The organism is Agrilactobacillus yilanensis (genome assembly GCF_003946725.1).
GTDB lineage: Bacteria > Bacillota > Bacilli > Lactobacillales > Lactobacillaceae > Agrilactobacillus > Agrilactobacillus yilanensis.
The window spans coordinates 60,486-74,603 of record NZ_RHOY01000011.1 but is presented as its reverse complement, the minus strand read 5'-3'; the positions used below and the strand labels follow the sequence as shown (position 1 = coordinate 74,603).

Here is a 14,118-nt window from a genome sequence, read left to right as displayed (position 1 = left end):
AAAATAACTTTAAAAAATCATAATTTTACTGAATCGCTACCGCATTCCCAGAGATCCACTGGTTACCACCTAAGTTATACCAGGTGGTGCCATTGACGTCTTTTGTTTCAAAATAACGCCAGTCAGTGCCTTTTGCCAAAGTTCGGCTTGTCCAACCAGTACCAGCACTGCTGTATAGATGTGCGGTACTTGTCATCTTGACCACGCCAGAATTACCATCACTTGTTGTATTGCCTGTACTTAAGTTAGCACCGCTAGCCCATTGATTGCCGCCTAAACGATACCAAACTTCGCCATTATAAAGTGTCACAACACGATCGTAGCGCCATTGTGTTCCATTACCTAACCAATCCCCATTAGATGTTTTTGGCCCGGCATACATATTGTACGTTGAAGTCCCGGTAGATGTTACAACACCCGTTGTTCCAGAGATTTGTGGATCATATTTTGTCAAATTATAACGGGCAATTAAATTATTTAGTTTTGTGTTATAATCTGGCGCCGTCGCATAGCGGCCAGTTAACCAGGCTGTCGCATCTTCGTAGCTATTTGTGTTTTCAATCCAAGCGCCGTTATAGCGTAGTGGCTGCCAAGAAACACCATTTCGTAACTTATCCCCGTTATCTTGAATTGAGCTGTAATAATCTGGATACTTCTTAAAATTTTGAACAACGGTTTCATAATGATCATCCCGCCATTCTTGAGTTTCATAGGCCACATAAGCGCCGTTATAATCCCCTTTGATCCCAAATAAGTTATAATTTGGGGCTTGGGCCAATTTAGAGTTCCCATAATTTGATTCCAACATTGCTTGAGCAATCATGACAGAAGCATACAAGCCTTGGCTCGTGGCAACTTGTTGTGCGGACGGCCATACTAAGTCCAAAAATTGCTGTTCAGTATATGCGGCTTGTACGGTTTTTGGTGTATCCGTATTGCCAAAAGTAGCTAAGTTTGTCACAACGGTTCCCATGCCCATGACACCAGCAAGTCCGGCCACGGCCACGTGTTTAATCAATGAATTCTTCATGTATTGCTCCCTCAAAATCTTTAATCTTTTTTAATTTTCCTATCCTGATGATAGCAATTAAAAATATGAGTTACAAGCAAATCACGAAGTTGTAATTTAAATGATAAAAAATGACGTTTCCTGTAAAAGAAACGTCATAAAGTAATGGTATTTATTCACCATCTAACGGCTGTCTTTATAATTACCTTTTGTTGCCGAAAGCCAAGTGCCACCATTTGTTTTAGCGGTCGTGGCAATATGATAAGCGGTAATATTGCCATTACTATCTTTTGTTGCCATATCCACGGTGAATGTTTGACCCTTTTTGGTAATAATCCGGCCGGTTTTAGTAGCCAATAAGTAATCTTTATAAGTCTGTATGTTCGTTTGGGTAGTTGTAAAAGTGCCCTTAACCGTGACGGTCGTATAGCTGCTGCCGCTTAAGTTCAGCAGATTATCACTGTAAGTTACAGCCAAAGCAGCCACCCAATTATTAGCGGCAGTGCCAGAACTAGCCGCAATGTGGTAAGCAGTCGGCTGACCGGCGCTATTTTTCACAACTTGATCCACAACTAAAGATGTCTGCTTAGCTGGAATAACCGTCGTGGTCGCTTGGGTTAAATCTTGGTCACTATAAGTTGTTAGCCGATTATAGCGTGTAGTTACAGTACCGCTAGTATTTTCAAAGCCCTCTGATACGGTTGTGTCTGGTTGCTGGTCAACACTCACCGTTTCAGTGCTGGCATAGACGGTGTTTTCAACCGTTGCTGCTGCATGAGAAGCTACCATTGGTCCCGTAATTAGCAGTCCTAATACTGCCAGACTGGTGTATTTAATTTTTGTCCCTGCCCACAAAATAAAAACCTCCTAGGCAATCACTTTAGTGTTTATCCTAAAAGGTTTTCATGATGATTCTATGAATTTTTAATGGTAATCCTGTGACCCGGTCTAGGCCAAATTACTTTTGATTTGTGTCACACTTGTATCCACAACACCTTGAATTTGAGCTTCTGTCAAAGCTTGGTCTGCGGATAAATGCACACTTTGGATCATTTTTTCTAACAACAAACGATAATTTGCTTCTAATTCTTGATCAAATTCTGCCTTATACGCAAAATACATCGCTGCTAAATTAGTATACATTTCAATAAAATCAATCCCTGCATTACTGTCCCCTTGCGGATATTTCACCCAAGGCATATCGCCAGAAATATCAGAAACTTCATTGATCAAGTTCGTCAAAACTTCATAAAAGCGAGGCATATTAGCTTCGTTATAAGCTTGAATATCCTCAATAATTTCAGCTGGTTCCCCAGACATCCCGAAAATATTATCCCCAACAGCTTGGATAGCTTCAATACTTGTAGCGTCATCAATCGCCCCTAAGCTTACAAAATCATAGCAAGCAAAAGACAAGGCATTACTGAATAGTTCAGGGAAATCTTGATCGTCATGTTCATCATCTACTGCATCATCAGTGCCGTCAGCACCGTCAAACAAGCCGGCAAATTCTTCAGATTTTTTTAATTCCTGCATCATCGCCTGCTGTTCATCGGTAATATCGTCTAATAATTTCGCATCATCTGGATCTAGGCCGCCGTCAATTTCATTAACCATCCCTTTAAAAATATTAGAAATCGTCAAGGTCGCCACGTGGACCCGATCCAGCCAAGTCATGACATTTTGATTTGGTTCCATAAAACCGCTGATCAATGTATTTAGTTGTTTATCCATTGTGTTTAACATCCCTTCAAAGTACGCTTATATTTCTATAATATCAATCCTGTAAGCCCTTAACAATGGTAAACACAAAAATTTTTAGACAGTATAAAAATCTAACTGATCTTTGACTTTGGCGATATGCGCTTCAATCATTTGTTTTTGCACAGCCGGTGTTAGATGCTGATCCCCAGCCAGCTGGACCCGACTTAAGATTTCATCTAACCAATTTTGATATTTTTCAGTCATATCAAAGGTCATCGCCCCCCGTTGCCCGAAGTAAAGTTCACCTAAACTAAACACTAATTCAATAAAGTCCATGCCCACATTACTCAATTTTCCCGGATAATCAACCCAAGGCAAATCTGCCATTAACTCATTGGCATGATTCACAGTCAACAAGACAATCTGATAAAACCGTGGTAACGTATGATCTTCAATATAATCCGCCAAATCAGCTTGAATTTCTTTTTGTGTCGTCGCAATTTCAAATAATTCTCGATTGATCGTTTGTACCGCCGCCAAACTTTTGGGATGGCTGATCGGTCCTAAGCAGGCCAAATCATAAGTTAAATATCGTAAAGCCCCGATAAACGTCGCCATATAATCGCTGCTGCGGGGATCTGCCATATCCAAGGCATTGAGGTTTCGTAAAGTATCACTGTTGTTGATCCCGTCTTTTAAAAGCCGTAACTGCGGTTGCGTCAACGGTTTTTGGGACATCATGTTCACGGCGGTTGCCGAAGCCGCCCCCATCCGATCTAACCAGGTGATCAAAACCCCTCGTTTGTTCAAATAAGTGGAAAAAGCGTCATCCAATCGGTTTAAACGTAATGTTTGTGTCATCATTATTACCAACTTTCTAAAATTTTAATATTCTAGGCCTTTATGGTTTATTTTTCTAGAAAAAAATACTAGAATAGACCTGTTCATAAACTGCGAATCGCAGATTAATTGACATGGAGGCCCTACAGATCATGAATAAAGCAGAAAAACTAGCCATTTTAGACGATTTGATTCGATTAGAAACCGTCAACGGCCATGAGAAACAAGTTGCAGATTACTTGCAAGCCCTCTTTACAGCGCACAAGATTCATACCGAATTACATGCCTACGCTCCAGATAGAGTGAATTTAATTGCGACGTTAGCCAAGGGGGACGGCCCGATTTTAGGTTTTACCGGCCATCAAGACGTTGTAGCACCAGTCGCTGCGGACGAATGGACTTATGGCCCCTTTAATCCAAAACATCATGACGGCAAAATCTTTGGCCGGGGCACTTCTGACATGAAAAGTGGGCTAGCCGGTTTAGCCATCGCGATGATTGAATTAAGCCAAGATCCTAATTTCCATGGCAATATCAAATTTTTAGCCACAGTTGGTGAGGAATTAGGCGAATTAGGTGCACAAAAGTTAGCCGCAGATGGTTACGTCAACGATGTTCACGCTTTAGTGGTGGGCGAACCAAGTAATGCTTCCGCCGATATCGTTTTAAAGAAGCTCATGGGTAGCGGTTTAATTCAACTGCCCGCCCAACAGCCCGAACATTACGGCCGTCACAGTTTCTTTTGCGCCCATAAAGGATCGATTGTCTATAAGATTATTGCCCGAGGTAAAGCCGCCCATAGCTCTATGCCTGAAGTGGGTATTAATGCTTTGGACAATCTAGTGACCTTTTACAATGCACAAAAAGCTTACTTTGAAACAATTACCCAATACAGCGATGACATCTTAGGCCGAACGACTCCAGCTATCACAATTTTAAATGCTGGCGATCAAGATAATACCATTCCTGATTACGCCGAAATGACCGTCAAAATCAGAACGATTCCAGAGTATAATAACGATCGTCTCACTAAAGATATACAGGCTTTAATCACCAAACTCCAAGCTCAAGATCCTAAGATGAACCTGGAAATGATTGAAACCAGCAGTAACTGGCCGGTTAAGACGGACTTAAATTCCAAGTTTTTAAAGCTTGTTCATGAAAGCTATCAAGCAACTTGACACGAATCCGCCATAGCCGTGGGTGCCCCCGGTGGTACGGATGCTTCTCAGTTTGTCCGGGTTAATCCGGAAATTGACGTTGTTGTCGCCGGTCCCGGTAACGAAAGCGCCCATCAAGTCAATGAATTTGTCTATGAAACAGATTACTTAGATTACATTGACCTTTATAAAACCATCGCACAAAAATTCTCTGAAATTTAGCCATATAAAAAACGGTATAACTATAAGTACGCAAAAAATAGTTATACCGTTCTTTTTTTTTGATTTTTTTGTTTTCTATCTTAAATCATGCTCACCGCTGCCAGTAAACATAGCGATTCGTGTATGTCACCGGTTTGGCCTTTGATAACCTAATCTCACCAAAGCCCCCATGATTAATCGCATCTGGCAACGTCTGCAGCTCCATGGCCAGCGCACTATATTGATGCTGATCGGCTTGGGCCACATTTTTTGTGTTGGCGGTAAAAATTACCAAACCATTGCGATCACTATATAGATCTACCCCATGCTGGTCGGTACATAGCGTGGCCGCCTTTACCCCCGGCTGCAGTAAATACGTATCGTCAAACTCTAAGTGTCCCGTTGCCGCCTGCAAATCCGCCAACCCTTGGGCCAAAGTCTTCGGCTGTCTAAAATCATAACCGGCGTTCACCGGCAAAAATTCCCCTGTCGGCACCTTTTGATGATCCACCGCCACCACTTGATCGCTATTGATCTGCAATTGCTGGGCACCAAAATCATCGGTTAGTTTAAAATAGACATGACTCGTGGGATTAAATAACGTTTCGGCGTCGCTGCAGCCCGTGTAAGTCACAATTATTTCGTCATTATCGCTGAGCTGATAAGTGACGGTCACTTCTAAATTGCTAGGAAAATTATCAATTTCCGGCGTCATTTTCTGTACAAATGTTACCTTGTTACTCGTTGCTTCAAATGTCCCAGTGAAATTTTGTGTCTGCAGACCATGATCGCCGCTGTGAATTAAGTTGCCTTGATCATTAGCCGGCAATTTAAATGTCTGCGCGCCTAAATTAAATTGGGCGCCGCCAATTCGGCCCGCTACTGGACCAACCGTTTTCCCGTTTTGGTAAGGATTTTGCAAGTATTCTGAAAAGCTGTCGAAGTGTTCAATTAAACTTTGTGTTGTACCCTTAACTTGGACTTGAAAATCTTGCCAGGTGGCGCCGTAGCTTAACACGCAAAGTTTGCTGTGCCGCCGGTTTTCGATGATGTAACGATAAACTGGGGCGGCTTTATAGGTGCCAAAAAGCTGTCGTGTCACACTCATCTTTAGGCCATCGCCTTTTTGATATTAGCTAAGGTCAATTGGGCTGTGTCGGCAAAAATAATGTCTGCCGCTTTTAAGATTGTTGCATCACCAATGGCCACGGAGGTTTCACCGGCACCGTTGATTGAGGCTACACCGGCTTTGGCATCTTCCACGCCGATACATTCTTCTGGCTTCAAGCCCAGCACTTCTGCCCCTCTGGCAAAAATTTCAGGATCTGGTTTGCCTTTTTTCAGCGTTGTTGGGTCCACTCGAGCTTGGAAATATTGGGCTAAGTCTAATTGTTCCAAAACTAACGGTGAATTTTTAGAGGCTGAAGCCAGCGATAGGCGATAGCCGTTTGCTTTTAAGTCTGTTAAGAATTCGGCAATACCTGGTAGAATTGCGGAATGGTCCATACCTTTTAGTAAATTTAAATAGTTGGTATTTTTTTCAGTGGCAAAAACTTCTTTTTCTGCTTGGGTATAAGCGGCTTCTTTCCCGCCGGCCTTTAAAATTAATTCCAAAGAATCCATGCGGCTAACGCCTTTTAGGGCATCGGCTAGATCGTCGGTCCAAGTCACCCCTAGTTTTTCAGCTAGTTGGCGCCAAGCCTGGGCATGATAAACGGAAGTGTCCGCAATGACCCCGTCTAAGTCAAAAATAAAACCTTTAATTTGTTCAAATGTCGCCATTATTATCGTTTCCCTTCTATATCTACATAAATAGGGCTGAGACATCTTGTGTCGCCAGCCCCATATTTAGGTCTATTATGCTAATTCAACAGCTTTGCCATCAACTGTAATGGTTAATGGTTCGCCAGAAATCAATTTGAATTCAGCGCCGTCTTGGGCGACGTTCACTTCAATGACCCGATCTCTAAAGACTTGACGGAAGTTGTAGCTTGTCCATTTTTTAGGTAAGAATGGTTTGTAGCTCAAAGTGCCATCATCGTGCACCCGCATGCCGGCAAAGCCTTGAACCATGGCGATCCAGCCACCGGTCATTGCGGTAATGTGCAAGCCGTCATCTGTATCATTGTTGTAATTGTCTAAGTCTAAGCGGGCGGTCCGTTCATACAATTCAACTGCCTTATCTTCATAATGCAAGTCGGCGGCCAAAACGGCATGGATGGCAGCGGATAAACTAGATTCATGAACCGTCAATGGTTCGTAAAAATCAAAGTTATGTTGTTTTTCAGCCGTGGTGAAGTCGTCCATGAAGTCCCAAATACCTTGCAAGACATCGCCTTGTTTGATATATGGTGAGCGTAAAATCTTATCCCAAGACCAATTTTGATTCAATGGTAATTGATCCGCTGGGATACTGCTGACAGGCTGAATATCTTTGTCTAAGAAACCATCGTGCTGTACAAAAATATCCAAATCCTTGTCATATGGCAGATACATCCGATCCACAATATCTTGCCATTGTTTCTTTTCAGCATCTGTAACTTGCAATTCAGCGGCTTGCGTCGCATCTACTTCTTGCAAGATCTCCAACGTATACTTCAACGTCCATTGCGCTAAGTAGTTTGTATACCAATTGTTATCTACGTTGTTTTCATATTCATCCGGTCCAGTAACCCCGTGAAGCATATATTGATTGTTCCGTTCACTGAAGTGCACCCGATCTGCCCAGAAACGAGAAATTTCGGTTAATACTTTGCTGCCTTCATGCAAGACATAAGATTTATCACCGGTATAACGGGTGTAATTGTAAATAGCAAAGGCAATATCGCCATTACGGTGAATTTCTTCAAAAGTGATTTCCCATTCATTATGGCATTCAATCCCATTGAACGTCACCATTGGATACAACGCACCTTTGAGCCCTTGTTCCTTAGCATTCACATAGGCCCCATCTAATTGCTTATACCGATACATCAATAAATTCCGGGTCACTTCTGGCTTCGTAATACCTAAGTAAACTGGAATACAAAACGCTTCCGTATCCCAATAAGTCGCACCACCATATTTTTCACCAGTAAAGCCTTTTGGTCCAAAGTTCAAGCGGGCATCTTCGCCATAATAAGTGGTGAATAGACCAAACAAGTTAAAGCGCATACCTTGTTGTGCTTCCGTATCCCCTTGGATTTTCACATCGGATTGACTCCAACGTTGGGCCCAAATGGCCGTATGGGCGGTCAATAAATTGTCATAAGTTTCATCGGCAACTTTAGCGGCTAAGTCAGCCATTGCTGACGTCAATGCGGGCTGCGTTTCATAATCTCTTGATGTGACAACAATAACTCGTTTTTCGATGGTAGCTGTTTCATTGGCCGCTAATGTTTTCTTGAAGCATTGAATCGCTTCTTTGTCATGGGTCTTGCCGCCGGCTGGTGTTAAGTCGGTAACATGGGCCATGGTCATTGCTGAAGTGAATTGCGGTGTGCCGAAGTTGTTAGGCACTGTTTTGGCAACCACACTGTTTTCATTAACATCTAAAACATCCCAGAAACGTTCGTCATAATTGGCGTCTTCGTTTTTAACGTCTGCGTCAATGGCAGAAACCACTTTGAGTTCAGCGGCAGTATCGCCAACGTTTTTCACTTGAACACGTTGAACTGAGAGTTCTTTTTGCGCAACACTTAAGAAGCGTTCAAAGGTAAATTGTAATTTAGCACCGGCTTTTGTGACAACAAAACTCCGGGTTAGTAAGGCTTCTTTCATATTTAGATCCAAGGTGAAATCACTGAATGTGTCCGTTGCTAGATCTAACTTATCCCCATTAATAATAAAATTCATTTTAATGAAGTTCACGGCGTTGATCACTTTACCAAAATACTTTGGATAGCCGTTCTTCCACCAGCCAACTCGGGTTTTGTCTGGGAACCAGACGCCGCCAAGATAAAGGCCTGGCAAGGTGTCACCTGAATAATCTTCTTCGAAGAAGCCACGCATGCCCATGTAGCCGTTACCAAGGCTGGTCATGGATTCTTGCAGTCTCTTGTCAGCGGGGTTAAATTCGTGTGTGATAACATCCCAAGGTTGAACTTCAAAAATTCTTTTCATTATGAAATCTCCTTTTTTGTTTGTGTTTAAGTGTCGTGGTTGTTTAAGCTGTGGTGCGTTGTTTTTGTTTTCTATTGTATAGGTGGTTTTAAATGCGTTCACTAGAGCAAAGCTCTCACCTAACTACGTCCTGTTTGTAAGTAAAGTTCACTTACAGCACAGGTCTAGGTTAGTGCTCGAGGCTTTCCCGCTCTAGTTCACGCTCTGGTTTTGAAACGCGTTCACGCTCTGATTCTTAAACGCGTTCACGCTCTGATTCTTAAACGCGTTCACCAACACTGATTTCTACATATAACTACGCCTTGTTGCCAGTCGCCAGCGACTGGCTGCCAAGTCTAGGTTATATTGCGAAATCACCCGTGTTGGTTCACGCTCTAGGCTTTATATGTTTCCTTTATAAAGTTAACTGAGATTGCGCCGATGGCCATGATGATGCCGGCGAGTAAGAACATGTTGGTTTGTGAGCCGCCTAATAATGGGAATAGGCCGAAGCTGGCTAGGGATGCGACGATTTGTGGCAAGCAGATTGAGCCGTTAAATAGGCCTAAATATGTGCCCATGTGTTCCCCGGATAAGGCGTTAGTGATCATTGTTAGTGGGTACGTGTTCATTGCGGCCCAAGCCATGCCGACTAAGACGAATGACGCAATTAGAGCGTATTGGTTGTGGATGAAGAAGACGGAAATGAAACCTACAGCACCTAATAATAAGCTTAAACTGTAACCGAGTTTGTGACGGTTGTTTGGTACTTTGGCTAAAACGTAAGACCAAACAACAGCGGCGATAGATTGCACAGCGGCTAAAACCCCATACCAGTTCCCGGCAGCTTGATAACCAGCTGAACTTGCATTTGTCGTGTGCCAAACGTTAGCGGAAATTGCCCCAGCAGAATATGTCCAGAGATATTGGAAAGCCATCCAGCAGAAGAATTGAACTAAAGTTACTGTCCAAAATACTTTTGGTGCTTTTTTCAAAAGGCTAATCCAGTTACCGCCTTTTTTGTTAGCTTCTTCAGAAATACCATGATACTTCGCATAAGTTTGTGGGTCGTATTCTTTGACCCGGGCGATGGTGATAATTGTAGAAATCACCAAGATAATTGCGCCGATGTAAAATGACCAGATAACAGATTTAGGTACAACCCCTTTAGCGGCGGTATTGGCAATGCCTAAACCGGCTAAAATGAATGGGAAAATTGCGGCGATAACGGCACCGGTGTTGGATAAGAAACTCTGGATACCATAAGCATAACTTTTTTGATCGTCGTTGACCATATCTCCGACCATCATTTTGAATGGCTGCATGGCAACATTAGATGATAGATCCAAGAAAGCTACGGTAACAGCACCAAATAATAGCGCTGCCATTGAAGCGTAACCAAAGCCCATTGAACCAGAGTTAGGTAATAATAGCATGACAATTGCGGCAACAATCGTGCCTAAAATTAAATAAGGTAAACGCCGGCCGCCTAACTTAGGTGCCCAAGTTCGATCAGAATAATAACCTACAATCGGTTGCACAATTAAACCGGCCAACGGTGGTAAAATGAAGAACCAACCTAAGTTATTGGGATCAGCCCCAATTGTTTGGAAAATCCGGCTCATTTGTGAACTCTGTAATGTAAATGCCATTTGGACGCCGAGGAAACCAAAACTCATCATCCAAATCTTACTAGCAGGTAAGCTAGGAAGACCTTGTGTTTCTTTTGTCTTTTCGTTGTCTGCCATATTAACCCCTCTTCCATCGTGCTTAATTCATTTGATGAGTTCATTATAAAACCGTATTCATTTTAATGCAACCGTTTGCACAAATTTTCTTCAAAAAATAACCTAATCTCAAGTCTATAAAACGGCTATTATCACTGATGTATAAGTGTTTATAGAAAAATAAAAATAACTCAAAAAAATTGAAAAATTTATGAATTCGCTTTATTTATCCCAAAATTAAGGGCTCAAAAACCTAAATTATCATCAAAAAAAGCTAACCTTGCATCCGCAACGTTAGCTCCAATAACCACCACCTTTAAAAAATGAGGCGGTTATTTCTATTCAATTTTATGTTTCACAATTAAATGCTGTTTTGCATTTATCTTTTCATCTTCTCGATCGCTGAATAACAAAACAACGGCCTTAATCCCCATCATCTCCGGATATAAATCCACCGAATTGAAATGTTCCGCTAAGAAAACTGAGGGCACTACATGGTTAAAACTCACCACGGCCAACTGCCGCTTAGGATACACTCGATGAAAACTGCCATAAAACTCCATGGCCAAATTATCATCGGTAACCACAACCCCGTCTATCTTCGGATGCGCCAAAATAAACGCATCTAACACTTTTAACTGTTTTAAATCGACTTGCAGACGTTGTGCAGGCAAATCATATTGCGCCATAACTTGTTCAAAACCTTGATAACGCTGGCATTCATAGGCCCAATCTTGGTCAGAGGTAACAAATAGCGGCTGTTGCACCCGATTATGGGTCAACAAATATTTCGTCGCACTGGCGCCAGCTTTCACATTATTGTTATCCACATAGTAATCGTATTGATACGGCGGCTGCCCAATCACCACAAACCGCAATTCATTTTGCCGTAAGAAATTCGCCACCCGATCGTGTTGCTTCGAGTACAGCAAAATAAACCGTTTGATCTTACTTTGCATCACCATCGACTTTACATTTTCAAATAAATCCTTATTTGTTTTAGCAATCGCCACGGACAGCGAATATTTGCGCTTGATTAATTCCTGATTAATCCCTGACAGAATACTGATATAAAAAGGATTACCGGTAACTTGATCATTCCCCACTGGGAAAATAACGCCCACCGCATTGGCCTCACCCAAAGTCAGATTCTTAGCATTATAATCCGGCCGATAGCCCATTTCGACTGCAATTCGCTTAACCTTGCGAATTGTCGCCTCACTGATATGCGCATTATTATTAAGCGCCCGGGACGCTGTAGAAGCTGAAACACCAGCTTTTTTAGCAATATCACGTATTGTGACCATTCAAAAAACTCCTATACCCTAAACCTTGTTTTATTGCTGAATCAGAACATATTGTACCATAAGACCCGCCTTGCTTTACAGTGATTAACCGATTAATCATCAGTAATTAAAAAAATCATAGCCTTAAATTCTAAAAAGAACCTAAGCCTATGATTCTCGTCCAAAATAACGCGCTAGATCGTTACTTCAAACTGGATTTTGTTTTAGCACGCATCAAATGTGCTTGCGGAGTGATTGGTTTGGTGCGCAGGACACCACTTCCTTTCAGTTGCAAGCGCCGTTATAGCGCTGATACTATGATTTATCAGATGTCTGCGGCCGTAGCTGAGACAATCGTACTTCTAATGCCGTAGTGGCAGCGCCCACAGCCAACAACGCCGCCAACAATAGGCGAAGACCTGTGATTTCTTTCATTTTTATCACCCAATCCGGCACTGGGATTCAAAACTTAAGCAGGATAATAATCCCCATCTGACGCCTTGATCCACTGATTATCCGTCCCCAATTTCAAAGATTGCTTCCCGTTAATATAACGTACGGCAAAAACTTGATAAGGGCCTGCAACCGAAATACTCCCGGACTGTGTCCCATCGCTGCTATATAATGGTGAACCCGCAGCAGTGTCAAAGGTACCGCTCAAATCTTGTTCAATCTGCAAATCGCTGGCCTTAATCCATTGATCCTTCCCCAACTTGTAAGCCACAATAGCGCCATCACTATCTGTTGACGTGGCAAAAGCCGTCCATTCATTCACAGAAGTCGCTAATTTAGTCCCAGAATCCTTCGTTGCTGCTGGATCACTGTAAATCGTTGCTGGCTTGTAATCGGAATAAACTGCTGTCCCTAAAGGCAAAGCCGCTGTTTTCACAGTTGGCGCCGTGTTCACCGTCATATCGAACGCCTTCACATAAGTGTACGTCCCATCGTCGCCCTTAATCCCATAAGCCACAATCGTACCATCAATAGAATTCTTAACAACCACATTATAAGTGACCGTCTCACCCTCAGCTAACGTCAGATCCGTTGCCGTAGTGGTCTCTTTATCAGAGTAAATCGTCGCCTCATCTTTAGCCGTCAATGAACCCGTAGCCGCCTGTCGAACTAATTTATTCGCTGTGAAAGTCACATCAGACGCCGGAACCCAAGTATCTGCCCCTTCGTCCGCATCACTGGTCACATGATAAGCGATAACCGTACCGCTGGCATCACTGGCCTGCTGATCGACTCTTAACTCAGTCCCTTTATCCCGAACCAACTTCCCAGTATAGCTATGCAAAGCTGGATCCGTATAAGTCTTCATATTATCATCATTAGTTGTGACCGTCCCCACCGTATCCGTTGTGGTTAACGCTGCTGAAGTCGTCACAGCCGCCGTGTTAACGAAGTAAGTTTGCCCATCATGCCGATAAGCAAAGAATGTATTGGTACCGTCCGTGTACACTGCATCTAATTTTAACGTACCGGTCTTCAAGTCATTGGTTGCTGAAGTTGTTGCATCTGAACCAGCCGCCGTCGTCCCATCCGTGGTAATCGTCGCTGCTGTTCCTGTTGCCCCGCCATAAAAGCTAACGGTATACTGCTTCGTTAAGCCCTTGGCTGGCACATACACATCACCCGTGGCATCCTTGCCATCTGCCCCCGGATACGTGGCCCCAGCAAAAACGTAATACGTCTTGCCGCTCACCGGTCCAGAAGTCGATAACTTCGTGCTGGCATTAATCGGTAAGCCCGCCGATAACGTCACGCTTTGCCACTGACCATTCACCTGAACTGAACCTGCTGTATCTGAAGTACCGGACATTACCGGCGCAAAAGCTGGAAAATCCTTATCTGCTGTGGTGGCCGCTTGCGCCGTTGCTGGCGCTGCCGTGGGTGTAATTAACGTTGCCGCCCCGACACCTAAACTGACTAAGGTTGCTGCTGCAATACCAAAATACTTAATATTTGAAGACTTTTTCATAATAGTGCCTCCTAAAAAATTATGAGTTTTGCTTTCATAGATACAACCGTAGTTATACCGCAAACACAGTTCAGTACACTATCAAATTTAATGAGTTAAAGTGAAAAATTTAGTAGACAAAATTAAGTGT

Annotated in this window: 10 protein-coding genes and 1 pseudogene; 1 reads left to right on the top strand and 10 read right to left on the bottom strand. The window is 42.9% G+C overall.

Translation table 11 applies throughout. From position 1 onward, the window contains the following. Positions 1 to 25: 25 nt before the first annotated feature. The 4 genes from EKM93_RS08765 to EKM93_RS08750 all read right to left on the bottom strand — a co-directional run bounded on the left by EKM93_RS08765 (position 26) and on the right by EKM93_RS08750 (position 3,577). Positions 26 to 1,030 carry a glycoside hydrolase family 73 protein gene (locus EKM93_RS08765; RefSeq protein WP_125715043.1) on the bottom strand — a complete coding sequence of 335 codons (1,005 nt, stop codon included), beginning with the start codon at positions 1,028 to 1,030 and terminating at the stop codon, positions 26 to 28. Positions 1,031 to 1,192: 162 nt separating this feature from the next. Then, positions 1,193 to 1,864: a hypothetical protein gene (locus EKM93_RS08760; RefSeq protein WP_125715041.1), complete on the bottom strand. Its 672-nt coding sequence runs from the start codon at positions 1,862 to 1,864 to the stop codon at positions 1,193 to 1,195. 93 nt (positions 1,865 to 1,957) lie between these two features. Beyond that, positions 1,958 to 2,743 (bottom strand): hypothetical protein, encoded by a 786-nt coding sequence (locus tag EKM93_RS08755; protein ID WP_125715039.1) that lies wholly within the window; start codon positions 2,741 to 2,743, stop codon positions 1,958 to 1,960. Positions 2,744 to 2,827: 84 nt separating this feature from the next. Then, on the bottom strand, positions 2,828 to 3,577 hold the full coding sequence (locus EKM93_RS08750; RefSeq protein ID WP_125715037.1) for a hypothetical protein: 750 nt from the start codon (positions 3,575 to 3,577) through the stop codon (positions 2,828 to 2,830). Between the two features lie 110 nt (positions 3,578 to 3,687). On the opposite strand from EKM93_RS08750, the pseudogene EKM93_RS08745 reads away from it, so the two are divergent. Continuing rightward, positions 3,688 to 4,935 (top strand): annotated as a pseudogene (locus tag EKM93_RS08745) (M20/M25/M40 family metallo-hydrolase). Positions 4,936 to 5,026: 91 nt separating this feature from the next. Here the strand turns inward: EKM93_RS08745 and EKM93_RS08735 are convergent. From EKM93_RS08735 to EKM93_RS08710, 6 genes are all read right to left on the bottom strand, one after another. Continuing rightward, positions 5,027 to 6,022, bottom strand: a complete 996-nt coding sequence (locus EKM93_RS08735) for an aldose epimerase family protein (protein WP_125715033.1) — start codon at positions 6,020 to 6,022, stop codon at positions 5,027 to 5,029. A gap of 2 nt (positions 6,023 to 6,024) precedes the next feature. Then, entirely contained in the window at positions 6,025 to 6,696 is a 672-nt protein-coding gene (gene pgmB / locus EKM93_RS08730; protein ID WP_125715032.1) for a beta-phosphoglucomutase, read from the bottom strand. 75 nt (positions 6,697 to 6,771) lie between these two features. Further along, entirely contained in the window at positions 6,772 to 9,015 is a 2,244-nt protein-coding gene (locus EKM93_RS08725) for a glycoside hydrolase family 65 protein (protein ID WP_125715030.1), read from the bottom strand. A gap of 374 nt (positions 9,016 to 9,389) precedes the next feature. After that, positions 9,390 to 10,742, bottom strand: coding sequence for an SLC45 family MFS transporter (locus tag EKM93_RS08720; RefSeq protein ID WP_125715028.1), 1,353 nt, complete (start codon positions 10,740 to 10,742; stop codon positions 9,390 to 9,392). 317 nt (positions 10,743 to 11,059) lie between these two features. Further along, on the bottom strand, positions 11,060 to 12,028 hold the full coding sequence (locus tag EKM93_RS08715; RefSeq protein ID WP_125715026.1) for a LacI family DNA-binding transcriptional regulator: 969 nt from the start codon (positions 12,026 to 12,028) through the stop codon (positions 11,060 to 11,062). A 448-nt stretch (positions 12,029 to 12,476) separates the two neighbouring features. Continuing rightward, positions 12,477 to 13,988 (bottom strand): hypothetical protein, encoded by a 1,512-nt coding sequence (locus EKM93_RS08710; protein ID WP_125715024.1) that lies wholly within the window; start codon positions 13,986 to 13,988, stop codon positions 12,477 to 12,479. Positions 13,989 to 14,118: the final 130 nt, after the last annotated feature.

What these genes read in the sequence shown, in the direction of transcription:
- EKM93_RS08765 (WP_125715043.1), bottom strand. Translation starts at nt 1,030, where the DNA reads ATGAAGAATTCATTGATTAAACACGTGGCCGTGGCCGGACTTGCTGGT.
- EKM93_RS08755 (WP_125715039.1), bottom strand. Translation starts at nt 2,743, where the DNA reads ATGGATAAACAACTAAATACATTGATCAGCGGTTTTATGGAACCAAAT.
- EKM93_RS08750 (WP_125715037.1), bottom strand. Translation starts at nt 3,577, where the DNA reads ATGATGACACAAACATTACGTTTAAACCGATTGGATGACGCTTTTTCC.
- EKM93_RS08735 (WP_125715033.1), bottom strand. Translation starts at nt 6,022, where the DNA reads ATGAGTGTGACACGACAGCTTTTTGGCACCTATAAAGCCGCCCCAGTT.
- pgmB (WP_125715032.1), bottom strand. Translation starts at nt 6,696, where the DNA reads ATGGCGACATTTGAACAAATTAAAGGTTTTATTTTTGACTTAGACGGG.
- EKM93_RS08725 (WP_125715030.1), bottom strand. Translation starts at nt 9,015, where the DNA reads ATGAAAAGAATTTTTGAAGTTCAACCTTGGGATGTTATCACACACGAA.
- EKM93_RS08720 (WP_125715028.1), bottom strand. Translation starts at nt 10,742, where the DNA reads ATGGCAGACAACGAAAAGACAAAAGAAACACAAGGTCTTCCTAGCTTA.
- EKM93_RS08715 (WP_125715026.1), bottom strand. Translation starts at nt 12,028, where the DNA reads ATGGTCACAATACGTGATATTGCTAAAAAAGCTGGTGTTTCAGCTTCT.
- EKM93_RS08710 (WP_125715024.1), bottom strand. Translation starts at nt 13,988, where the DNA reads ATGAAAAAGTCTTCAAATATTAAGTATTTTGGTATTGCAGCAGCAACC.